The sequence below is a fragment of the Sulfurimonas sp. genome, from assembly GCF_029027585.1.
In the GTDB taxonomy this organism is placed as follows: domain Bacteria; phylum Campylobacterota; class Campylobacteria; order Campylobacterales; family Sulfurimonadaceae; genus Sulfurimonas.
In genome coordinates, this window is the sequence record NZ_CP093397.1 from 361,141 (window position 1) to 385,262 (window position 24,122).

The 24,122-nt window shown below is 30.9% G+C and carries 26 protein-coding genes and 1 pseudogene; 11 read left to right on the forward strand and 16 right to left on the reverse strand.

Features of this window, described 5'->3' with window-relative positions:
* Positions 1-8 precede the first annotated feature (8 nt).
* The 7 genes from MOV50_RS01880 to nadA form a co-directional block, all read right to left on the reverse strand.
* Positions 9-470, reverse strand: a complete 462-nt coding sequence (locus MOV50_RS01880) for a hypothetical protein (protein ID WP_321778742.1) — start codon at positions 468-470, stop codon at positions 9-11.
* Complete coding sequence (lpxC, locus tag MOV50_RS01885; RefSeq protein WP_321778743.1) at positions 463-1,347, reverse strand: UDP-3-O-acyl-N-acetylglucosamine deacetylase; 885 nt, start codon at positions 1,345-1,347, stop codon at positions 463-465. Before lpxC ends, MOV50_RS01880 begins: the two co-directional genes overlap by 8 nt.
* A 4-nt stretch (positions 1,348-1,351) precedes the next feature.
* Entirely contained in the window at positions 1,352-2,722 is a 1,371-nt protein-coding gene (locus tag MOV50_RS01890) for a M23 family metallopeptidase (RefSeq protein WP_321778744.1), read from the reverse strand.
* 1 nt (position 2,723) lies between these two features.
* Entirely contained in the window at positions 2,724-3,413 is a 690-nt protein-coding gene (locus tag MOV50_RS01895; RefSeq protein ID WP_321778745.1) for a phosphoesterase, read from the reverse strand.
* Between the two features lie 17 nt (positions 3,414-3,430).
* Positions 3,431-4,480 carry a flagellar biosynthesis protein FlhB gene (gene flhB, locus MOV50_RS01900; RefSeq protein ID WP_321778746.1) on the reverse strand — a complete coding sequence of 350 codons (1,050 nt, stop codon included), beginning with the start codon at positions 4,478-4,480 and terminating at the stop codon, positions 3,431-3,433.
* Positions 4,481-4,584: 104 nt separating this feature from the next.
* Entirely contained in the window at positions 4,585-5,400 is an 816-nt protein-coding gene (nadC, locus tag MOV50_RS01905) for a carboxylating nicotinate-nucleotide diphosphorylase (protein WP_321779627.1), read from the reverse strand.
* Positions 5,397-6,395, reverse strand: a complete 999-nt coding sequence (gene nadA, locus MOV50_RS01910; RefSeq protein ID WP_321778747.1) for a quinolinate synthase NadA — start codon at positions 6,393-6,395, stop codon at positions 5,397-5,399. The genes nadC and nadA overlap by 4 nt, the downstream gene beginning before the upstream one ends.
* Before the next feature lie 97 nt (positions 6,396-6,492).
* On the opposite strand from nadA, the gene plsY reads away from it, so the two are divergent.
* The 5 genes from plsY to MOV50_RS01935 all read left to right on the forward strand — a co-directional run bounded on the left by plsY (position 6,493) and on the right by MOV50_RS01935 (position 9,767).
* On the forward strand, positions 6,493-7,107 hold the full coding sequence (plsY, locus tag MOV50_RS01915; protein WP_321778748.1) for a glycerol-3-phosphate 1-O-acyltransferase PlsY: 615 nt from the start codon (positions 6,493-6,495) through the stop codon (positions 7,105-7,107).
* A complete protein-coding gene (locus tag MOV50_RS01920; protein WP_321778749.1) occupies positions 7,104-7,433 on the forward strand; it encodes a dihydroneopterin aldolase in 330 nt (109 codons plus the stop codon). The genes plsY and MOV50_RS01920 overlap by 4 nt, the downstream gene beginning before the upstream one ends.
* A gap of 101 nt (positions 7,434-7,534) precedes the next feature.
* Positions 7,535-8,209 (forward strand): homeostatic response regulator transcription factor HsrA, encoded by a 675-nt coding sequence (gene hsrA, locus MOV50_RS01925; protein ID WP_321778750.1) that lies wholly within the window; start codon positions 7,535-7,537, stop codon positions 8,207-8,209.
* Positions 8,210-8,248: 39 nt separating this feature from the next.
* Positions 8,249-9,565: a HAMP domain-containing sensor histidine kinase gene (locus MOV50_RS01930; protein WP_321778751.1), complete on the forward strand. Its 1,317-nt coding sequence runs from the start codon at positions 8,249-8,251 to the stop codon at positions 9,563-9,565.
* Positions 9,549-9,767: a hypothetical protein gene (locus MOV50_RS01935; RefSeq protein WP_321778752.1), complete on the forward strand. Its 219-nt coding sequence runs from the start codon at positions 9,549-9,551 to the stop codon at positions 9,765-9,767. The genes MOV50_RS01930 and MOV50_RS01935 overlap by 17 nt, the downstream gene beginning before the upstream one ends.
* Here MOV50_RS01935 and exbD read toward each other — a convergent pair whose 3' ends face one another.
* The 7 genes from exbD to MOV50_RS01970 all read right to left on the reverse strand — a co-directional run bounded on the left by exbD (position 9,768) and on the right by MOV50_RS01970 (position 15,674).
* Positions 9,768-10,160 carry a TonB system transport protein ExbD gene (gene exbD / locus MOV50_RS01940; RefSeq protein ID WP_321778753.1) on the reverse strand — a complete coding sequence of 131 codons (393 nt, stop codon included), beginning with the start codon at positions 10,158-10,160 and terminating at the stop codon, positions 9,768-9,770.
* A gap of 4 nt (positions 10,161-10,164) precedes the next feature.
* Positions 10,165-10,614: a TonB-system energizer ExbB gene (exbB, locus tag MOV50_RS01945; protein WP_321778754.1), complete on the reverse strand. Its 450-nt coding sequence runs from the start codon at positions 10,612-10,614 to the stop codon at positions 10,165-10,167.
* Entirely contained in the window at positions 10,614-11,444 is an 831-nt protein-coding gene (locus MOV50_RS01950) for a HAMP domain-containing sensor histidine kinase (protein ID WP_321778755.1), read from the reverse strand. Before MOV50_RS01950 ends, exbB begins: the two co-directional genes overlap by 1 nt.
* Entirely contained in the window at positions 11,434-12,087 is a 654-nt protein-coding gene (locus MOV50_RS01955; RefSeq protein ID WP_321778756.1) for a response regulator transcription factor, read from the reverse strand. Before MOV50_RS01955 ends, MOV50_RS01950 begins: the two co-directional genes overlap by 11 nt.
* Positions 12,080-13,087, reverse strand: coding sequence for a dihydroorotase (gene pyrC / locus MOV50_RS01960; RefSeq protein ID WP_321778757.1), 1,008 nt, complete (start codon positions 13,085-13,087; stop codon positions 12,080-12,082). The genes MOV50_RS01955 and pyrC overlap by 8 nt, the downstream gene beginning before the upstream one ends.
* An 86-nt stretch (positions 13,088-13,173) precedes the next feature.
* A complete protein-coding gene (locus MOV50_RS01965; RefSeq protein ID WP_321778758.1) occupies positions 13,174-14,304 on the reverse strand; it encodes a hypothetical protein in 1,131 nt (376 codons plus the stop codon).
* The gene (locus tag MOV50_RS01970) at positions 14,304-15,674 is read right to left on the reverse strand and encodes a phosphomannomutase/phosphoglucomutase (protein ID WP_321778759.1); all 1,371 of its coding nucleotides are present in this window, start codon (positions 15,672-15,674) and stop codon (positions 14,304-14,306) included. The genes MOV50_RS01965 and MOV50_RS01970 overlap by 1 nt, the downstream gene beginning before the upstream one ends.
* Positions 15,675-15,784: 110 nt before the next feature.
* Here MOV50_RS01970 and MOV50_RS01975 point away from each other — a divergent pair, with 110 nt between their 5' ends.
* A complete protein-coding gene (locus MOV50_RS01975; protein ID WP_321778760.1) occupies positions 15,785-16,306 on the forward strand; it encodes a hypothetical protein in 522 nt (173 codons plus the stop codon).
* Here the strand turns inward: MOV50_RS01975 and MOV50_RS01980 are convergent.
* On the reverse strand, positions 16,246-17,451 hold the full coding sequence (locus MOV50_RS01980) for an IS3 family transposase (protein WP_321777146.1): 1,206 nt from the start codon (positions 17,449-17,451) through the stop codon (positions 16,246-16,248). The genes MOV50_RS01975 and MOV50_RS01980 overlap by 61 nt on opposite strands.
* Positions 17,452-17,532: 81 nt before the next feature.
* Here MOV50_RS01980 and MOV50_RS01985 point away from each other — a divergent pair.
* A pseudogene (locus MOV50_RS01985) lies at positions 17,533-17,868 on the forward strand (type II toxin-antitoxin system VapC family toxin); the annotation flags it as partial.
* A 110-nt stretch (positions 17,869-17,978) separates the two neighbouring features.
* Here MOV50_RS01985 and MOV50_RS01990 read toward each other — a convergent pair.
* Positions 17,979-18,746, reverse strand: coding sequence for a transporter substrate-binding domain-containing protein (locus tag MOV50_RS01990; RefSeq protein ID WP_321778761.1), 768 nt, complete (start codon positions 18,744-18,746; stop codon positions 17,979-17,981).
* 92 nt (positions 18,747-18,838) lie between these two features.
* Between MOV50_RS01990 and pepN the strand changes: the two genes are divergently transcribed.
* The 4 genes from pepN (at position 18,839) to MOV50_RS02010 (ending at position 24,099) form a co-directional block, all read left to right on the forward strand.
* Entirely contained in the window at positions 18,839-21,376 is a 2,538-nt protein-coding gene (pepN, locus tag MOV50_RS01995; protein WP_321778762.1) for an aminopeptidase N, read from the forward strand.
* Positions 21,377-21,518: 142 nt separating this feature from the next.
* The gene (locus tag MOV50_RS02000; protein ID WP_321778763.1) at positions 21,519-22,985 is read left to right on the forward strand and encodes an NAD(P)/FAD-dependent oxidoreductase; all 1,467 of its coding nucleotides are present in this window, start codon (positions 21,519-21,521) and stop codon (positions 22,983-22,985) included.
* A gap of 39 nt (positions 22,986-23,024) precedes the next feature.
* Positions 23,025-23,228, forward strand: coding sequence for a hypothetical protein (locus tag MOV50_RS02005; protein ID WP_321778764.1), 204 nt, complete (start codon positions 23,025-23,027; stop codon positions 23,226-23,228).
* 67 nt (positions 23,229-23,295) lie between these two features.
* Positions 23,296-24,099: a peptide deformylase gene (locus MOV50_RS02010; RefSeq protein WP_321778765.1), complete on the forward strand. Its 804-nt coding sequence runs from the start codon at positions 23,296-23,298 to the stop codon at positions 24,097-24,099.
* Positions 24,100-24,122 lie beyond the last annotated feature (23 nt).

Genomic DNA, 24,122 nt, shown 5'->3' on the forward strand with positions numbered 1-24,122 from the left:
TTATATTCCTATCCAACAGCTCCTATATTGTAAGCAGGAGTGCTTGTTGTGCTAAACTCATTATAATCAAGCACATCAGGAAGCTTAAATTCCATACTTGGTGCCATTTCTAATTTTAAAGTTTTTATTTCTGAAGAAATTTTAACAAAAAATAGCTTTCCAATCGCTTTTATTGGTTGATTATTATTAAAATAAAAAGCATCTGTTGCGAAAAGTGGTATATTTTTTAAAATACTAAGTGATTTTAAAAATATATATGAAATTTTTATTGCCATAAAACTACCTGGTCCATTAGCATAAAAAAGAGTTTTCACATTATAACTATTAAACATTTCTCTATATAGTGTTGGTAAAACTTCTGAACTTTTTTCATCACTTTTGATTAGTTTGATAAGTTTAGAGTTTTCATATATGCCTATTTGTATCGGTGAAGATAAAGCAACTAAAACAACTTCTACTTCTTTAAGCATATGCTTTTTCTAACTCCTGAGTTTTTTCACCAACAAGCTCTACTACTTCGTAATTCTCAGGACTTTTTAAAAGTTCAAGAGTTAGTTTATGGTTTAAATCATGACTTCCTGCCATGGCTTCATAATTTCCTACAAAATTCATACCTATTAAAGACATATCACCAATAGCATCTAGGATTTTATGTCTTACAAATTCATCAGGAAACCTAAGTCCTTCAGGATTTAAAATCTTTTTATCATCAAGGACTATTGCATTTTCTAAAGAGCCACCAAGAGCTAAACCTTTTGAACGCAAATATTGAACTTCATGTAAAAAACCAAAAGTTCTTGCTCTTGCGATTTCATTTTTATAATTTTCTTTTGTTAAATGTAACGCATACTCTTGTTTATTTATTACAGGGTGAGGAAATTTAATAGTAAATCTATAGTTTAAATCAGGAGAAGGAGAAAGTTTCACATACTTTTCTCCCTCTTGAACGATAACTTCTTTTTTAATTTTCATCACTTTTTTAGGTTTATCTAACTCTGCGATTCCAGCTTCATCTAAAAGCATACAGTAACTAGCACTGCTTCCATCCATAACAGGAACCTCATCAGCGTCTACAATTACTTTTAAATTATCAATTCCATAAGCATATACTGCTGATAAAAGATGCTCAATAGTAGAGATGACTGTACCATTTTTACCAATTACTGTTGCCATTTTTGTATCTACAACATTTTGGGGTATTAAAGGTATAGCAACATCAATATCACTTCTATAAAAAACTATACCACTATTTGATTCTAATGGTTCAAGTCTTAAACGAACAGGAATACCTTTATGTAATCCAATACCCACTAATTCAACAGCTTTTTTTATAGTAGTTTGATACATATTATTATTCTCCTGAATCTATAATATTTTTTGCATTTTTTATAATGTCATTTATATTTAACTGCATCCATGTTTCATCCATCCACTCTGCTGGACGAACTTCAATGCCTTGTATTAAAACACCAAAATGCAAATGATCTCCCATAGCGTAACCACTTTTACCTGTATTTGCTATATGTTCTTCATCAATCACTTCATCACCTAATGTAATTTGAACAGCTGAACAATGTCCATATAAAGTATAAAGTCCTAATCCATGATCTATTATAGGCATATTCCCATAGATTCCATTATAATCAGAATACACAACTTCTCCACCATTTTGTGGTTTTATTTGCGCCTGAGCATTACTTGCCATATCCAAACCTAGGTGGTATGATTCACTAACATAAGATCCATTATAAGAATACTTTCTGTGATCTCCAAATGAAGCAACTATTGCTGCATTTTTTAGTGGATACATTTTATTTATTTTAAAATTACTTATCATGTCATCAGAAACTTTAGAAGTAATGTCATGGATTAGTTTTTCATTTTTAGCTCTAATTTGTTCATTTATAATCTTAAATTGTTCTAAAAGATTTTCTACTCCTTGAGTTTCGGAAAACTCCTCTCCAAGTTCAGCAATTTTGCCTTTTAAAAAACTATCACTAAGTTTAATCTTCGATACTTTATACTTTTTCTGTTTTAGAAAAAGTGGTATATACATTTTCGCATTGTTATTCGCATAATCATTTGCTATGATAGTTGCTTTAAAGTTTTTACTAGTTACTGGCCACGCTAAAAGGGAGATATAATATCCATCTTTGTAAAATGGTTGTGCCTTAAACTTTTTACCAAAATTTGTTTTAATATAAAATTCTTTTAAATTATCATCACTTACTTTAAAAATAACAAGTGCCGCTCCACCTTTTTTAATTTTATAAGAATGAGAAATTATTTCTAATTTTGGTCTTTTTTTATCTATTTTAAGAGTAAACTCTTTTGTTACAGTATTACCTTTTAAAAAGTTCCATTTACTTGCATCTGTTACTTTAACTATAATTTTTATAGTTTTATCTTTCATAGCATAAGCACTTCTTGGTGGATTTATGTTTACTAAGAGTGAAGACTTAATATCAATAAACTTCTCGTTATGCAATATATTTTCACCACTCGTACTTTTTAAAACTATACTATAAGACTTAATACCACTTAAATCACTAATATCAACTTGAAGCGGTTTTTTAAGATTCCAATATCCATTAGAATTTAAACTTATTTTTGGAACTTCTCTCTCAAACATCTCAGATGTATAAACAAATACTGCACCTACTATCAACAACACTAGTATCGCAATACTTGATACTGATGAATTACCTTTTTTTCTTCTCAAACTATATTTCCTTACTTATTATTTTTATCATTTCATACTTGTTATCTATATCTAAAAGAACAGCCATCTCAACAGTTGGAAGTTTTAAAGACTCTTTTAAAACCTCATCACAATCCTGAACTCTTGCTCCACTTGCTTTTAAATCTTCACTACTTAAACTAAATACAGCTACTTTTGCTTCATCTTCTAAAAGAAACTCTCCTAGCATTTTAGACTTTAATCTAAGAGAAGATAAGGTGCTTGTTTTTAGCATGTATTTACTGCATATTTCTATCTGGGCACCACACTCTATCAACTCTTTAGCCATAGCAAAAATTGTGCCATTTACTATCTTGTTTGTAAAGCTCTCACTCTCTTGTAAAAGCCCTGAGTAAAGGGCTGTCGCCATTTTAGAGTTTATCTTCATATTACTTTTTTGAAAATACTCATACAAGGACACACAACTATTATCAAACTCGATTACACAATCAGCAGATGCTGGTTTAAAATCTTTTATTTTATCAAACCAAGGTAAAAATGAGTACTTTAAATTAAACTCTTTATTACAATTTTTCTCTCTACAAACAAGTGATACTTTTTTGTGTAGTCTTATTATATGCGTATATAAAGCACTAGCACCAGCAATATTATCTATATTTGATAAAATGACTATATGTTTAGCTTCAACTATTTTTTTTAATATATCATTCATTATTTTGTGATTGTACACTATTTTTGATTCATCTTATAAACATAAGCCAATACTTCTGCTACTGCCGCGAATAACTCTTCAGGAATTGGTTTATCTATATCTACCTCAGAGTATAAACTTCTTGCTAATGGAGGATTTTGAACTATATGAACACCATTCTCTCTTGCAACTTTTTTTATCTGTTGTGCTATATTGTCCATACCTTTGGCTACAACAGTTGGAGCCCGTTTACTTTCCTCATATTTTAAAGCCACTGCATAGTGAGTTGGATTTGTTATAATAACATCAGCATTAGGAACTTCTGCCATCATTCTTTGTCTTGAAAGTTCCATCTGTTTTTGTCGAATTTTACCTTTTATTAATGGATCTCCTTCCATATTTTTCATCTCATCTTTTATTTCTTGTTTACTCATTTTCAAACCATCAAAATACTGTTTTCTAACAATAATAATGTCAATTAATGCAAAGATGAAAATGATAAAGAGCATCACAAATGCTAAAATAATTGCCTTATCTTTTAACCAGTCCAACTGATCACCTAGACTAAAAAGAGCAACAGTAGGAAGTTCCATAATAAAGATAAAGAAAAATAAAAAACCAATTCCCAAAGTTGTAAAAGATTTAAAGGTAATTTTTATTCCTTCTATCATTTTTTTCATAGAAACTAAGTTTTTCATACCTTTAATCGGATCTAATTTACTAAATTTTGGTTGTATTGCATCTGGAGAAAACAGAAAACCAAACTGAGCCACAGCGGCTATAATACCAGCAACAGCTACTGAAATAGCTAAAGGCATAATTATAAGCAATAGCTCACTAACTGTTACTATTGCTATATCAATCATAAAAAGCTTATCTAATGGAGTTCCAATGAGTGAAAAATAATATTTAAATAATTGCAAAACACGATTAGCCATATATGGAAATAGCATTAAAACAGCTAAAATAGCTATAAAAAGAGTAATAACTCCAGATGCATCTTGTGATTTTGGAACATTCCCTTCTTTTCTGGCATCCTCTATCTTTTTGGGGGTGGGTTCTTCTGTCTTTTCTTGATCATCAGCCATTTAAATATCCTAGATTAACACACAAAAATCTATTTTAGATTTTTCTTTAGTACCATAGCGGTTAGCGTAGGAAAAGGGACTTGTTCCTTTTTCGTTCAAAAAGTCTAGTCCATCTTCATAGACAAATCTATCCAATTTGCTTGATGAATTAGTGAACCACTACTTATGGCATCTACTCCACTTTTTGCATAAGACTCTATTGTATCTAGTGATATATTTCCACTCGCTTCTAAAAGTATATGAGAAAAATTTTCATCTCTAAACTTAACTACTTCTTTTATTAACTCTGGTGTCATATTATCACACATCACTATATCTGCTTTTGCGTCCATCGCTTCTTTTGCTAATTCTAAAGTTTCTGCTTCTACTTCTACTGTTGTTGTAAATGGTATCTGTTTTTTTGCTTTACTTATATAGCTTTTTAAATCTTTTATTGTTTTTAGATGAGTGTCTTTTATCATTAAAGAATCATCTAAACCCATACGATGATTAATGCATCCACCAACTTTTGTAGCATACTTTTCAAAAACTCTAAGTTGTGGTCTTGTTTTTCTAGTATCTAAAAGTTTAACATCATACGGCTTTAAAATATCTACATATTTTCTTGTCAGAGTTGCTATGGAACTTGCGTGTAAAAGCATATTTAAAAGCGTTCTTTCAACTTTTAAAAGAGTATGCGAATTTCCAACAAGTGTTGCAATAACCTCACCTTTTTCAAAAATATCAGAATCATTTTTAAGCCAATTTATCTCAAAATTTTCCACTTTTGCTAAAACATCTATATATTTGACTCCAGCAATAACCCCGCTACTTTTTGCGATGATTTTAGCACTAGCATCTATACTTGGCTCCACCAAAGCATATAAATCTCCACGACCAACATCTTCTGCTAAAGTCGCTTTTACAAATTTTTCTATCATAATGCTAACATTCTCTCTAAAGCTATTTTTGCCCATTTTTGAGTTTTTGCATCTACAAATATCTCATTTAAAGGCTCACCATCATCGATAGACTTTAAAGTTAAATAAACATCTTCTAAAGTTGTTTCATTCATAGTTGGACACTCTGGTTTTGTAGAAGAAAGTACGAAAGTATTTTTATCTCTTAAACGATTTACCATATTAAACTCTGTTCCAACTGCAACTTTTTGGTCTTCAGGAAGCTCTGTTATGTATTTTATTAGCTGAGAAGTTGAACCAACAAAATCAGAAGCATCACAGATGCTAGGATCACATTCAGGGTGAACTGCTATCAAAATTCCTGGATATTTTTTACGATAAAAAACTATATCATCGAGGGTAAAGAGCTGATGAACAGAACAAAAACCATTGTAACAAACGATATCTACTTCACTAGGATTTGTTCCATCTCCAATCACACAAGATTTTAATCCCATCTGATTAGCTATATTTTGTCCTAAGCATCTATCTGGAACAAAAAGGATTTTTTTACCTTCTTTTAGTGCTGTTGTTATTATAGTTTTTGCATTTGAACTTGTACAAACCATACCGCCCATCTCGCCAACTTGCGCTTTCACTTCAGCATTAGAGTTTATATATGTAATAGGTAAAATATTTTCTTTGCTTATTCCATTATCTTGCATAAACTTAACAGACTCATCATAGTAGATGCTATCTATCATTTTAGCCATTGCACAACAAGCTGCTTTTGGCATGACAACTCTTTTATGTGGAGATAAAACTTTTACACTTTGTCCCATAAAACCAACACCACTAAAAACAACAAATTCTGCGTCATCATCTCTAGTTCTTATAGCTAACTCTAACGAATCACCAGTTATGTCCGCAACATCAAAAACTTCATCTCTTTGGTAAAAATGCGCCACAAGAGTTACGCTCAGTTTTTCTTTTAATTTATTAATTTTTTCTTTTAATTCTTCATTTGTAAACTGCAACAACGAACCTTTAATTTATAGTTTCGCCATTATATCAAATTTTATTTATTTATAACTATTTTATAGTAAAATGTCGTAATTATTTTTTAGGATATATATGGATTTTTTATTTAACACAAATGTACAATTTTTTATCGCAGCATATCTAGTTGGTGGTATTCCTTTTGGTCTATTACTTGCTAAAAAATTTGCTGGAGTTGATGTAAAGAAAAGTGGTAGCGGAAGTATTGGTGCTACAAATGTTCTCAGAGTTGTAAAAGAGCAAAACCCAGCTTTGGCGAAAAAACTAGGTGCAATTACCTTAGCTCTTGACGCTTTTAAAGGTATTTTTATTTTACTTATTGCTACTTTTATTTTTAATCTTAGTGACTCAACACTTTGGGGTATCGCAACTTTAGCAGTAATCGGTCACTGTTTTAGTCCATATCTTGGATTTGAAGGCGGGAAAGGCATAGCAACAGGAATGGGAGTAATGGCTTTTATGCTACCAATTGAAACTGCTATTGCTCTCGTTGTTTGGGTGGTTTTAGCTAAAACTATTAAGATATCTTCTATCTCTTCACTAAGCGGTGTTTTAGTTTTAGCAATTTCAAGCTTTTTTATCCACCCTCAAATGGCTCATGCTCCTGTAATTTTCATCTGTTTTATTCTTTTTTATAAGCATATTCCAAATATTATCCGTTTATTTAATGGTGAAGAAAAAAGAGTATGACTATACACATCCAAGATTTAAAATTTCAATGTATCCTTGGAATTTTAAATTTTGAAAGAGTAACTCCACAAGATATTATTATCAATCTAAAAATCAAGTATAAATATAAAAAGAATTTCATAAATTACGCCCAAATTGTTAAAATAACTAAGAAATTTATGATAAAAAATGAGTTTTTACTCATCGAAGACGCTATAAAAGAGCTAAATTTAAAGTTAGTTAAAGAATTTTCTTCTATAAAAAGGCTCAAAATAAAGATAACAAAACCATCAATTTTGCCCGAGTGTAAGGTCAGTGTGAGCAATATCTATAAATACAAATCTTAAAGTTAAGTTAAAAACATATTAAAAAGAATTGAATTTTTCTTTAAAGTAAGCTAAAATTATGTTATCATTCCGCCAAAATATTCACATATAGGACAAAATTAATGCGTATTCTTATTATAGAAGATGAAGTAACATTAAACAAAATGCTTGCTGAGGGACTAAAAGAATTTGGTTACCAAAGTGATGTTGTAGAAACTCTTAAAGATGGAGAATACTACTTAGACATTCGTAACTATGATTTAGTTCTAATGGATTGGATGCTTCCAGATGGAAACTCTATTGATATTATTGGTGATATTAAAACAAATACACCAAAAACAGTTGTTGTTGTTTTATCAGCAAGAGATGATAATGAAAGCGAAATAGAAGCTCTTAGAAGTGGTGCTGATGACTATATCAGAAAACCTTTTGACTTTGATGTTTTAATAGCTCGTATTGAAGCTCGTCTTCGTTTTGGTGGAAGCAACATCATTGAAATTGAAGATTTAGTTATCAACCCTGAAGAAGAAAAAATCACTTACAAAGAGCAAGACATTGAACTTAAAGGTAAACCTTTTGAAGTTCTTACTCACTTAGCTCGTCATCGTGACCAAATCGTTTCAAAAGAACAACTTCTAGATGCTATCTGGGAAGAACCAGAGTTAGTTACTCCAAATGTAATCGAAGTTGCTATTAATCAAATTCGACAAAAGATGGATAAACCATTAGGAATCACAACTATCGAAACTGTTCGTCGTCGTGGTTACCGTTTCTGCTTTCCAAAAGAGATTAGTTAGTTTAAATCAGCCTTCTTGGGCTGACTAGCTAAGCAAAAAATGCTCACAAAAAAAAGTATCAGAAGAAATTTTCTTTTTCAACTCATCATCGCTTCTGCTTCACTTATCTTTATCTTTTCTTCATTTTTATACTACTATATCGAAAACTCTATCTATGATGAAAAACATCAAGAACTCCTTGAGTTAGCTAAAAATATTACAACAAACCAATCTTTACTTCATGTAGATGCTGACTCTTCAGATGCTTTACTGGGTATAGAAATAGAGATAATTCAAATCAAAAAACTAAACCTTGATATTGATTTATATGAAAGCAATAGAAATGGTCGTACATTTTTAACGCTTGTTTATCCTTTTAATTTTGAAGAACTAAGCTATCTTAAAATCACAAAAGAAGTAACACATACAAAAAAACTACTCGACAAAATACTTCGCTATATATTTATCATAAACATTGTTGGTTTTGTACTTGTTATACTTTACGCTATCACTCTTTCAAAAATGTTAATTGTACCAATTCAAACTATTAGTGCAAGACTTTCAAATATGAATGAGCATCTAATGAAACCTATAAAAGTTGAAGAGTTACCAGAAGAATTTGAACCACTTGGTAGCACTATAAATCATCTAATCGCAAGAATCCAAAATTTTGTAAAATACCAAAAAGAGCTTTTCATAGGAACTGCTCATGAGCTTAAAACTCCTCTTGCTGTTATAAAACTAAAAAGTCAAGTTACTTTACTTAAAAAAAGAGAGCCCCAAGAATATATAGATGCTCTAAAAGTTACTATAAAGACTATTGATGAGATGAATATAATTGTTTCAAATATTTTAAATATTGGTCGTCAAGAAGGTGCACAACTTGAAAAACCAACAGAAGTTGACCTCATAAACATACTAAAAACTAAAGCTAATGACTTTAAACTTTTAGCAGAACATGAAGGTAAAACTCTAGAAATGGATTTTAAACCAGATAGTTTTATGACAACACTTCAAGTTTCCCTTTTAAACCAAATAGTACAAAACTTTTTGCAAAATGCTCTTAAATTTACTCCAAAAGAAAAATCAGTTAAACTAAAGAGCTCAATATGTGAAACTGGCATACTTATAGAAGTTATTGATGAAGGTTGCGGAATTGATGATAGTGTTGACCTTTTTGCACCATTCAAAAGACAAGGAAATAAATCTGGTGTTGGATTAGGACTATTTTTAGCTAAAAGTGCTGCAGATGCTTTAGGAGCTGATATAAAAATTAAAAATAGAGAAGATGGGGTTTATGGAACTATTGCTTCACTAGAAATAAAATCAAAACCCTCTTGTAAAATAGCAAAGAGTTTTAATGCAAAATCCATTTGAATCAGGTCATATAAGAAATTATATACTTTTTTATGTTGGTATAGTTGTTATCATGATTTTATTTTTCATTACAGCTACACTATTTAGAGAGGCAAAAGATATAGAAAAAAAAGTTTTTAAAGCAGAAAAAGCTTCTACTTTAACAAATAAAAAAAAAGTTAAAAAAGAGGTAAAGTTTAAACTTCTTAATAAAGCCTATTAGTTACTCTTTTGTTACTATATAAAGTTGCTCATGTTTTAAGCGTTTAAGAATATCCATAACTGTTACAAAATCTTGAAATTTTGAATCTTTATCACTTCTAAGAACAACTGTTTGCTCTTTTGGTATTTGAGATAGTTTTGCTTCAAGTTCTTGCGCTGTAACTTTATCTTTTTCATAAAAGAGTTCACCTTTTACATTTACATAGATGCTTATCTCTTTTTTTAAGTCCTCTTTTTTTGTAGCTTTTGCAGTTGGAAGTTCTACTGGAATAACACCCTGCTTTATAAAAGTAGCTGTTGTTAAAACCATAACTAAAAGAACAAGCATGATATCTATAAACGGAATTACATTTATTTGATCAAACTTTTTTGGTACTTTTTTACATCTTCTCATTTTATTAATTATCTTTAGAGTCTTGTATTACATCATAAGCTGTTAAGATTTTCTCAACTTTACGCAAAGTGATTGTGTAAGCAACAATGGCTGGCATTGCTACTATAAGTCCCATTGCCGTTGCTTTTAATGCCAAAGCTAAACCCATCATGATTTTTTTAGCATCTACTGCACCAACATCACCCATAGTATAAAAAGTTATCATAATACCTACAACTGTTCCAAGAAGTCCAACATAAGGAGCATTAGTACCAATAGCACTAATGACTCCAAGATTGTCAGTTAAGTCCATCTCTAATACATCTCTATGATTATAATCATCAAATCGTACGCTTTTGTAAAACATCATTCTTTCTATAAATAACCATAGCGTTACTATACTCATAAGTATTAAAATACCCATTACACCATAGTCAAGTGCTTCTTCTGCGTAAGCTAAAAAACTTCCTTCCATTAATTATCCTTAAATTTTAATAATACTGTTGTTCCATACTCTGGTTTAGACTTGAAGTTTAGTTCTATATCTTGTGTGTCACAAAATCTTTTAACCATACTTAAACCTATTCCAAAACCTTGCATATTTTTATCAGATTGGTAATAATTATCAAAAATCTGTATAAGTTCTAACTCATCCATCCCACAACCATAATCTTGGAAATGAAGAGTGTTATCTTTTAATTTTATATCATATTTATTACTATTTGGCGCGTATTTTACACCATTATCTATAATATTGTCAATGACTTTTGACAAACCTTTAGAATCGTTAAAAATTTGTGTTTTTTCAAGTTCTAAAACAAACTCAATTTGCGGATATATACTTTTTAAAAAATTAACTCTTTTTTGTACTAAATCATCAAGTGAAAAACTTTCTTTTATCTTTGATGAAGTCTGTTTTTTTATCATATAGTCTAGTTCATTATAACGCTCACTAAGCATACCACAAGCACTTTGTATTCGTGAGAGTCTTTTTAAATCTTTTTCATTTTGTATATTTTTTTGTAGCATTTGTGAATTTGTTATGATTGTAGATATTGGAAGATTTAACTCATGCAAGGTTTCTTTTGAAAGGTTCTGTAAAGATTCTATATACTCTTGTAAAGGGTCAATGGCAAGTTTAGAAATCATAACTCCACCGAGAATACTAAAACATATCAAAACAACAGCTAAAATAAAAATATTTTCTACTTCTATAACAGCTAAAAAATAGTGTAAAATTGCTAAAAAAGCGTTTACGGTTAAAAAATAATATATAAATATATTTATACGAAAATTACGAAACAAGTTTGTAACCTATTCCACGAATATTTTCAATTTGCATCTGAGGAAGCAGTTGTTTGATACGGTTAATATAAACTCTTATCGCTCCATCACTTCCCATTTGTGAAGCACTCCACAACTCATCACTAATCAACTCTTTTGGTACTGTATGATTTGCATGACTCATCAAAAGAACCAAAAGAGTATACTCTTTATTAGATAGTTCAAGTTCTTTCTCATCGTATAAAATGCGTTTATGAATTTCATCATGACATAGTAGTTTTTCGCATTTTGAACTTAAATAACTAGTCCTTTTTAGTAGAGCATTTATGCGTAAAAGTAACTCTTCATTATCAAATGGTTTAGAGATATAATCATCAGCTCCGCTTTGAAAACCATTTTTTAACATCTCTTTATCTTTATGAGATGTTAAAAAAATCGCTGGTGTTTTGTCATCTGCTTCTCTAAGTTCTTTTAAAAGAGTAACTCCATCAATAAGAGGAACATTTATATCCAACAAATATAAGTCAAATTTTTGCTCAAAACAAGCGTCTAAAGCATCTTGTCCATTTCTTAGATGCAAAACTTCAAAACTATTTTCTTCTAGTAAATCAACAAGACTCTCACCAAAAAGTAAATCGTCTTCTAAAAATAAAATCTTACTCAACGCTCTTTATTGCCCAGTTAATTGCTTGACCTGCATACATAGGTACAACAGAAGCATATTTTTCAGGTATAACAAAAGTTCTTTTTTCTAATACAATTTCTTTAAATTCTGGGCAAATGCCATAGATGCTTTGTGCATTATCACTTACAAAAGCTTGAAGATTATCAAGTTTTCCATATTGTTCAAATATCTCACATAAAAGTTGAAGTGCGATTGGTGCTGTAAAAACTCCTGCCGCACAACCACAACTCTCTTTTTTATCTTGAGGGTGAGGTGCTGAATCTGAACCGAACATAACTTTAGGGTGAGCATTAAGTGCCACGCTAAGAAGTGCGTCCAAATCCTCAGGTCGTTTTGCAATAGGTTTACAGAAGTTGTGTGGCATCATCATTCCACCAACAACATCATCAAGAGTTAAAAGAAGATGATGAACTGTTATAGTTGCATAAAGATTCTCATATTTGTCTAACATATCAACTGCCGCTTTTGTTGTAATATGCTCCATAATAATTTTTAACTTTGGAAAATTAGTTGCAAGAAGTTCATAGATACTCATAAACTCAGCTTCTCTATCCATAACAAAACCATCAGTTTCACCATGAACACAAAGAGGAATCTCCAACTCGCTCATAGCATCTAAAGTTTCTCGCATCTCTTCTATGTCAAAAGATGAAACTCCACCTTCAGAGTTTGTAGTAATCCCCGCAGGATAAAGTTTTATAGCTGTTATCTCATCTGACACACTTTGCAAAAATGCTCTATTATAGTTTTTATAAAACAGTGTCATATATGGCTCAAAATAATCATTTGGCACTGCAGCCATGATTCGTGCTCTATAATCTTGTAAATCTTGTAATGAAGCAACAGGTGGAACAAGATTTGGCATAACAATAGCACCGCTAAAGCTGTACGCACTAAGAGGTGCAACATTTTCAAGCATTACTCCATCTCTAAGATGAAGGTGCATATCTAGTGGCATTAAAAGAGTATGAGTTTGCATTTTTGTCCTTGGATTATAACTTTAATATATAAAAATAATTATATCTAAATATATATTAAATTTTATTCTGATTAAACTTATTAAAACTAACCAGCAGGTACAGCAAAAATAGTAATAAAAGCTAAAATAAGTGCCAATATAAGCATGAAAAAAATTTGTATCAAATTTTTTGAAATACTAATAGCTACTAAGGTTTGCAGTAGATAATAAAGTGCAAAAGCACGAGAAGCTAATGCTAAAATTTCTAAAGTATGCATGCTCCATGTAATAACTATTGCGACTATTCCAACTAATAGATAACTTGTGTTTAAACTTATTTTTTTTCTCGTAAACTCTTGAATATTACCAGTTGCTGCAAGTGTATCAGCAATAGCAGCTGAAAACTGAGAAAGTGCTGCAATTATAATTAAAGGAGCAACAAGAATGGCAGAAACAAAACCAACTAAAACAATAAGCGAGTTATCATCATAAACACCATTTAATTTATGTACTATTGGAATGGCTAAGGTTATAAAAGTCATATAAACAACTGAAGAGATTATTTGAGAATATTTTGATGTTAATATCCTAGTTTCCATACTATAACTCGAGCCTAAATATCTGCTAGTTTCAAACCCCTGAATAACTATTAACATACCTGCTAAAATAGTTATAATTTCCCATAGACTGTGCTTAGATGCTATTGGCATTATAAAATCTTTAGAAGATTTATATATATTAAAATCATATATCCCAAAAGATATTATTAAAATCACAACTATCATTAAGGTAACAAATAGTGCGTATTCTTCCAATATTTCTAAAGGTTTAAGTCCTTTAGTTACTCCAATAAATGTGATTGTAACAATAACTACTGTGGTTAAGATATCTTCATTAAAATTACTATCTAAGTTAAGCCCAGTTAATACAAAGACAGACATTATGTGAAGATAAAGGCTGATTGAAACTATATAGGCAAGAACTAAGGAAAAATCAGATGCTTTTTCAAGCTTAAGAGTTATTTTTGATGCACCAAACTCCAACAATGGCTCTATGTTTTTTATATTAAAACGAATTACATTACCAACATTGTAAGCTAAAATTATTATTGCCATCATTGCATATAGAGCGTATTGTCCAACTGCACTAACCAATATAGGTATCATAACTAAAAAACCACTACCAAATATCGAAGCTAGTGGTGTACTAATAGCAGATGTAAACTCTTTAATTTGCATTAATTATTTATAAGTAAAGTTTTTTGTGCATCTAAAATTAAGTCATTTATGGCTTTTTCATAAACTAAAGCCTCTTGTTGTGAAGTCGACTCAAAACGAGTCACTAAAACAGGAGTTGTATTACTTGCTCTTACTAAACCCCATCCATTCTCAAAGTTTATGCGAACGCCATCTACCTCTATAATATCTTTTATCTTTGGAAATGATAAAGGTGGATTTTTAAGTAAAACTTTAATAGCATCTATGATTTTAAACTTTTCTTCTTCGCTTGTTTCTACTTTAATCTCCTCTGTTGAAAAAACTTTTGGTAGCTTTTCTAACTCAGCATCTAGGTCTATGCCATCATACACTAACTCTAACATTCTTAAAGTTGCGTAGATTGCGTCATCATAACCAAAGTAACGATTCTTAAAAAAGACATGTCCACTTACTTCACAAGCTAAATCTGCATCTATCTCTTTCATTTTTACTTTGAGGTTTGAGTGTCCTGTTTTATACATTACTGCCTTGCACCCTCGTCTTCTAAGTTCATCATACATAACTTGCGAACATTTCACTTCGCCAACAACTGTTGGTTTGTCCATTTTCATAGAGTACAAAAGAGCCATCATATCGCCCTTAATATTGTTCTTATGAGTTAAAACTGCTATACGGTCAGCATCTCCATCATAAGCAAATGCAATATCACCATCAGATGCCAAAAGCTTTTTAACATCTTCTAGATTTTTTTCTTCAGATGGATCAGGGTGATGATTTGGAAACTCACCATCTGGCTCTATATATAAACCTTTTGTTTTTAGCTCTAAGCGAGAAAATATATCCTCTGTAACAATGCCAGCAACACCATTTCCACAATCATAAACTATCTTTGTATCCATCGCTTTTAAATGTTGGAATTCAGATACTAAAAAATCCACATAACGACTAACAGCATCTATCTTCGTAACTTCTCTCCCAACTTTTGCAGGAAACTCCATCTTAGAACACTCATCTCCAAGAGCATAAATATCATCACTAAAAAATGGTGCTTTGTCTATTGTGATTTTAAACCCATTGTACTCACTTGGATTATGTGAACCTGTTATCATGATAGAAGCACTTGGAGTAACTCCATCCCATTCTTGGTAATTTGTAAAGTAGTTTACAGGAGTAGGAACCATTCCCATGTCAAGAACTTTTTTCCCACCTGCATTTAGTCCATGAACTAAATATTCAAAAAGTATAGGTGAGTGACTTCTAGCGTCATAACCAACAGACACATACTCGCCATCTATCTTAGATGCCAAAGCAAAACCAATACGAACAACACTCTGCTCATTTAACTCTTTTTCATAGATGCCACGGATGTCGTACTCTCTGTAAATGCTCATTTAAATCTCCTCAAACCTTGTCTAATCTCTCTGTCAAATTTATTCATATTTGAGGAACTCTCAAGGGACTAAATTTGAACTAAAAATAAATTTTATATTTATCAAATGAAATGATACAGTTAAAAACATTAAAAAAAAGAACAGCAACAAGGTCGCAAGGAGTCTTTTATAAGTCCATTGTAAACGATGAAGAAAAAGAGGTTGATAAAGTTTATTTAATCAGATGGATAGATAACGATGGAAGAACAAAACTTAAAACTGTTGGCAAACATTCACAAGGTGTAAGAATTACAACTTGTATAGCACTTAGAAATAATACGATTAGTGCAGTTACATTAGGAAATGATGCCCCACATTTAACAAAAATAAAAAGCCAGTTAACTTTAAACGATATAGCTAAAGAGTATTTTAATTCCTCAAAAGCAAAAGATATAGATAGGTTAGAAAATAGATTTAATATTCATTTTGAAAATAACCTAGGAAAAAAGAGAATAGATAATATAACTCTTGAAGATTTTATAATGGTTCCCTTTTTCAAGACCAGTAAAACAAGTTTTCTTATTTTACCTCTTTACGATACCAGTGGTAACAGTTTTGCTCCTTTAGGATCTAAATTATTGACAGCTTTATAATAAACTTCATTTGGAGTTTTATATCCAATCGCCGAATGTAATCTTTTTTTGTTGTAAGAGTTCATATATATTTTTATTGCTCGATTGAGAGATTTTATATTCTTATATTCATTCAGATAAATTTCTTCATACTTAATACTTCGCCAGAATCTTTCGATGCAAATATTATCAGTAGCTCTACCTTTTCCATCCATTGAAATTTTAATGTTGTGTTTTTTGAGAATATCAACATGAACTTTTGAAGTATATTGACTTCCCTGGTCTGTGTTAAATATCTCTGGTTTAGGATAAAATGCGAGTGCTTCATTTAACACACTTTTAACTAAGGAAATATCCATTGTGTTAGAAAGTTTCCATGAGAGTATTTTTTTACTATGCCAATCTATTATTGCGGCTAAATATACAAAGCCTTTTTCCAGTTTGATATAAGTAATATCTGTACTCCAGACTTGATTAGTTTTTTCAATTACAACACGTCCAGCATAATCTCTAAAATCTTTTAGGAGATATGGATACTTATAATGTTCTTTGTTTGCTGTAGTGGTCTTAGGCTTAGGATACAAGGCTTCTATACCCATATACTTCATAGCTTTCTTAACGAACTTTTTCCCTATGCTATACCCATCTCTTAAAAGTTGAGCATGAATTCTTCTACTTCCATATGATGGAAAGTCTGAATATATATTATTTATAGCATCTAATATTTTCAAGTCTTTACCTCTACTAAACGGTTTAGTTGGAGTATAGTACAAACTCGACTTACTTACCTGTAGCAATTGACACTGCTTATTCTGTGATAATTTATGCTTAGCATCAAGTAGAGTTTTTCTCTCTTTAGATGAGGCCAAGCTTTTTAGCTTTTCCACAAGAAAATCCTTCTCAACAATTGTCTCTCCAAGTTTTTTTGCAATTGCATCTTTTTCATATTTAAGAGTATCAATTTCATCTTTGTATTCTTTTACAACAGTACTTTTATCAAATGCTAATGACATATTCTCAAGAAACTGTTTTTTCCAATTTCTTAAACTTAGAGGTAGGACTTCATATCCACTAGCTATTTCATTAACAGTTTTTTCACCCTCTAAAACTTCCAGTACTACTTTTGCTTTAAAATTTGCACTATAACTTTTTCTTTTTGCACTCATATTTAATTCCTATATTCTCTATTTCAATTTTATCATTTTTGAAATAAGAAAACAAATTTTACTGGTTCAGTTTTAGGGGTTCATTATATTACTTTATATGAACTATCATATGGGTTAAATACATTTGATGGTGCTAGTGAAAATAAATATATTTTTGAGGATGCTCTAATGTTTATTAGAGAGTACCTTGATATATATTCTTTAGATATTGGAGAAGTAGATATTTTTGGTATTTTAAAATCTGGATATAAAGAATCTACAGGAATACCTAAAATAGCAATCAAAAAAAATGACTTAGATTTTTTGATACTTGCAACCGCAATAAATCATAATGCTGTACTAATTAGTAATGATACAATTTTTAGCAAGATAGCCCAAACCTCACCAAATTTAAAATATGAAAATTGGACAAAATAAAATTTTATCAAATAGTTTTTCTATCGAACTCTATCTAAAAGCCTCGCTTGGTTCTCAAAATAAATTGACTAATTCTTAGTAGATTTGATTTAAAGTAAATACTCATATATTTATTTACCTAGCCACTTCTTACCTAGAACTTCAAAGAGTCCCATTTTGTTTGCTCTAACTGAAAAGTTTTGAATCCAGTTTAATAGATGAGTATTTTGTGGTGCGATAGCAATTCCTATCGGCTCGTAAGATAAAGTAGATGGAATAGGTATAAAATTATCTTTTGGATTATTTGCCACAACTGATAAACATACTGGGTAATCTGTAAGCATTGCAGCTACTTTTGATTCTCGTACCATATTTATCGCTTCTTCTTCTGACTCAACTGTTATAGCTTGAACTTTTGGCATACCGATTTTTATAAACTCTTCACTTGTAGAGCCCTTTATAACAACCATTTTATTAAATGCTTTGTTAAGTTCTTCTTTTTGTGCGGATGCTAAAGATGGTTTTTTTGTTATAAGACATTTTCCAGATGTTAAATATGGTCCAACAAAAGCAACCTGAGTGTTTCTTCTTGGCGTGATTGTCATGTTTGAGATAACTATATCCACTTTTCCACTTTTTAATGCAGGGATTAGTTTATCAAATGCTATTACCTTTATAACAAGTTCAACTCCCATAGTATCTGCCATAGTTTTTGCCAAATCTATATCAAAACCAACTGCATCTTTTCCGCCATTTATGGAACGAGTCATTGGTGTCATATTTCCAGATGTACCTAAAACAAGTTCACCTTTTTTTACTATCTTTTGTAGTCTTGTATCAGCATTTAGCGTTGTCAATGCAAGAATTGCTATTAACATTACCTTTAAAATATGTTTCATCTTATCTCCATTAAATTTTATGGCAGTATTTTACACTAAATTTCTTAAGTTATTAGTGATACAATAATGCAAAATAAATATAAAAGATTAATATGAAAAAGATTAAAACTATTTACTTAAAAGATTACAAAAAGCCAGAGTTTGATATTCAAAAGACTCAACTAATTTTTGAACTATTCCAAGAACATACAGTAGTTACAAATACTATGAAAATTAAAAAGCTAGATGCCACAATAAAAGATATAAAACTAGATAGTATCGACTTGGAACTTTTAGATATTTGGTTAAATGATTTAAAATTAAATGATAGTAGATATATTATAGATAAAGAGAGTTTAACTATTTTAAATGTTCCATCAGAATTTAGTTTAAAAATCATCAATAAGATTTATCCGCATAAAAATACAGAACTTGAGGGACTTTACAAATCTGGTTCTATATTTTGTACTCAAAATGAGCCTGAAGGTTTTAGAAAAATCACACCATTTCTAGATCGACCAGATGTTATGAGCATCTATACAACAACAATCATTGCAGATCAAGATAAGTACCCTACTCTTTTGAGTAATGGAAACAAAAAAAACTGTCATGATTTTTTAAATGGCAGACATGGAACTACTTGGCATGACCCTCATCCAAAACCATCGTACCTTTTTGCTTTAGTTGCTGGTGACTTAGGTATCGTTAGTGATGAGTTTACAACTGCATCTGGTGAAGAAGTAGAGTTAAATATATACTGCGACAAAGGAAATGAATCAGAGTGTTCGCATGCTATGAAGTCTTTAAAAGAAGCTATGGTTTGGGACGAAGAAAAATATGGACGGGAGTATGATTTAGAGATTTATAACATAGTTGCTGTTGATAGTTTTAACATGGGAGCGATGGAAAACAAAGGCTTAAATATTTTTAATTCTCACTATGTTTTAGCCGATGAAACAAAAGCAACAGATGCTAATTTTATGGGCATACAGAGTGTTATCGCTCATGAATATTTTCACAATTGGACAGGCAATCGCATAACTTGTCGTGACTGGTTTCAACTTACTCTAAAAGAAGGACTAACTGTTTTTCGTGACCAATGCTTCTCTGCTGATTTAAACTCTAGTGAAGTACAACGAATAGAAGATGTAAAATCATTAAGAGAGCGTCAATTTGTAGAAGACGCTTCACCAACAACTCACCCTATTCAGCCAAAATCATACATATCTATGAACAATTTTTATACTGCCACAGTTTATGAAAAAGGTGCTGAAGTCATTAGAATGATTCATACTCTTTTGGGTGAAAAAAAATACAGAGATGCAACAGATTTATATTTTAAAACATTTGATGCTAGGGCAGTTACAACAACTGACTTCTTGTGGGCTATGAGCGAGGCTAGTGGTGTTGATTTAAAAGCATTTGAGCTTTGGTATCATCAGTCTGGAACTCCAAAACTTCAAGTATCTCAAAAGTTTGAAAATGGCATCTATACTCTTAGCTTAACGCAAGTAATCCCTAAAAGTGTAGATGCTAAAGAACAAAAGCCTTATTATTATCCGTTAAAAGTAGGACTTATTGGTTTAGATGGAAATGAAATATTGGAACAAATTTTAATCATTTCAAAAGAAAAAGAAGATTTTATATTTGAAGGGTTAGCATCTAAGCCTTACTTATCTATAAATCGTGATTTTTCAGCACCAATAATAATTGATCAAGATGTAAAAGAGTACTCATTTTTAATGAAACATGACACAAATAGTTTTATAAGGTATGAATCAACACAATCTTTTGGCATCGATACAATAGAGCAAATCATCTCCAATGGCTTGATAGATAATGAATATATAGACTCATTTGGTTATCTACTTGACCTAGATATTGAGCTTTCTTACAAAGCTTTGCTTTTAGAACTACCATCTATTTCTACTCTAATGCAAAGACAAAAAGAAGTTGATGTTGAGCCTTTATATTTTGCGAAAAACAGACTACTTAAAGAGTTAGCATCTATACATAAAGAAAAACTATTAAAAATTTACAAAGACTTAGATTCTTTAAGTATTGGAAAAAGAGCTATAAAAAATAGAGTTTTAAATATATTATCAGCATTAGAGAGTGAAGAAATTATAATCTTGGCAAAAAAGCAATATGAAGAATCTTTAACTATGACTGATAAAATGGCTGCTTTAATAATCCTTGAAGATATATCAAAAGAAGAATCTAACGAAGCATTAAAACATTTTTATGGCATCTATAAAGATGATACTTTAGTTATGAACAAATACTTTGGGATTTTAGCCTCATCTTCAAGAGAAGGTGTTTTAAAACGAGTTATTGATTTACAAGACGACAAATCCTATGATAAAAAAATTCCAAATTTAGTGCGTTCTTTAATTGGTACATTTACAAGAAACTACAAATATTTTCACTCTAAAGATGGAGATGGATATAAATTTATAGCAGATAAAATTATTGAAATAGATAAAATAAATGCTCAAATGGCTTCAGGACTCTGTTCTTCATTTAGAATTTATGATAGATTGAACAAATCTAATAAAAATGTGATGAAAATTGAGCTAGAGCGTATCATTTCTACACAGAGTCTTTCTAAAAATTCTTATGAAATCGTTAGTAAAATCTTAAAAGATTAAATTAACTACCTAAAATAAGGCTTCTAAAGAAACTATAATTTAAATTTATAATAATTATTTATTTTTTTATAATTATTTTGTGATAAATTTATGATACAATTATTATGAAATTATTAAAAAAACTAAATTATAGGGGACGAATATGGCAAGATTAGTTATTCTTGGTGCTGGTGTAGCAGGTCATACGGCGGCATCTTTTGCTGCAAAATGGCTTGGAAAGGAGCATGAGGTAGTAGTAGTTACTCCAAATGCAAAATGGAACTGGATTCCTTCAAACATCTGGGTAGGTGTTGGAGAGATGAGTAAAGAAGAAGTTACTTTTGACTTAGCGCCTGTGTATGAAAAAGCAGGGGCAACTTACAAACAAGCAAAAGCGGTTTCTATAAATCCTGAGGGTAGTGAAGCAATTGACAAGTCTTTTGTAACTATCGAATATACAGGACAAGACAAAATTGGTACTACTGAAGAAGTTGAATATGATTATCTTATCAACGCAACAGGACCAAAACTAAACTTTGGTGCAACTCCAGGACTTGGTGAAGGTACTAACCTAGGGGAGCATACTGTTTCTGTTTGTACTGCTGACCATGCTGTTCATGCATCTCATAAATTAAATGAATGTATTGATAAAATGAAAGCTGGGCAAAAACAAAAATTCCTAATTGGAACTGGACATGGAATGTGTACTTGTCAAGGTGCAGCATTTGAGTATATCTTCAACATTGAACACAAACTTCAAGAGAAGGGTGTTAGAGATATGGCTGACATCACATGGATTTCAAACGAATCTTTCTTAGGTGACTTTGGTATGGGCGGTTTGCATTTTAAAATGGGTGGTTTTATTACTTCATCTAAAGTATTTGCTGAATCTCTATATGCTGAACGCGGTATGGATTGGATTATAGGAGCACATGTTAATAAAGTTGAATCAGGTATGGTTACTTATGAATCACTTGATGGAAGTATTGATACTCAAGCATTTGATTTTGCTATGCTTATCCCACCATTTGCTGGTGTTGGTATGAAAGCTTATAGCAAAGATGGCAGTGATATTACAGATACAGTTTTTGCTCCAAATGGAATGATGAAAGTTGATGCTGATTATACAAAAACTTCGTATGCTGATTGGGAACCAAAAGATTGGCCAAAAACTCTTCAATCTCCTGTATATAAGAATATTTTTGCTGCTGGTATTGCTTTTGCACCTCCACATCCGATTTCAAAACCTATGAAAACACCAAATGGAACTCCAATCGTACCAACTCCACCAAGAACGGGTATGCCTTCTGCAATGATGGGTAAAGCTGTTACTCAAAGTATTGTTGATATGATAAATGGAGCTAGCGAGCCTACACATACATCATCTATGGCAGAGATGGGAGCAGCTTGTGTTGCTTCTGCTGGGAAAGGATTCTTTAGTGGAACTGCTGCAGCAATGACTGTTTTTCCAATTGTTCCAGACTTTAAAAAATATCCAGGAACTGGTCGTGATATCAATGGTACAACAGGTGAAGTTGGTCTTGCAGCACACTGGGTGAAACATTTACTTCACCATTTATTTATGTGGAAAGCTCAACTTAAACCAGGCTGGACTTTAATACCAGAATAATCAGCATTTAGTGCTAGAAATAATAACTCAGGAGATACTATGAGCGAAGAAAAAAAAGAAAAAGTTGTTGCTGATAAAGAACATGAGCATGTACAGCATGTAGAACCATATACACCTCAATTTGGTACCATGATACCAAGCGGTACTCAAAAGTTCATGAGAACTTGTGTGATTTGGCAACTATTTAGATTTATTGCTATAAATATAAAAATGACTATATTAATTATTAAGAGTCACCACTAATATTTCTCGTTCCTTCAATTTTGAAGGAACGAAGAAAAAAATCATTTCAATTTTACAAGGTTAAATTATGATTAAAAATATAATCACATACCCAACGCCTACAGGTGTGGAATATGCTCCTGACATTAGAGTTTTTGATGAGCAACTATTTATTTTTATTGATGATTTAAAAGAAACTGCTGAGGCTAACAAGCTTGAGGGACTTGCTGCAACTCAAGTTGGAAGTTATTATAATGTAGTAATAGTTAAAAAAGATGAAGAATTTTTAGAGCTTATAAATCCAAGAATTCTTCGTAAATCAGGAAAAGTAACTTCAAATGAAACAACTTCTTACTTTCCAAATACAAGTGCTAAAATGCAAAGATATGAATCCATAAGCCTAGTTTATGAAGATAGAAATGGAGATTCTCATTCACTAAAAGCCGATGGAGATTTTTCTATACTCCTTCAAAGAAAGATTGACTATCTTTTTGGAGCAAATTTTTTAACACAACTAAAAGGAAAAGATAAAGAAAATTTTGAAACTAGTTTAAATGCAAACGGGGCAAGTTGTCCAACAACTCCTTCAACATTTAGTCGAGATTATTTCATAAAAGCTTCAAACTTTATTTTAGTTGCGATGCTTTTACTACTTATATCATCATTTTTTATAAGTCAAAAAGATATACTAGATGATATGTGGAATTATCAGCTATTTCTTTCATTTACTGTTTTGGGCATAAATATTTTTTATGCTCTGTATTCATACTATGAAAATAAAAAGTTTAGCATCTGCACAAATTGTTATAATATGAGCATCTTTGGTGTTGTTGCAATGGGGTTTTTTAGATTAACTATGATTATGCTAGTATCTCTTTTATTAATAAATTGAGTTTTTTCTGATTAAGGAGTTGT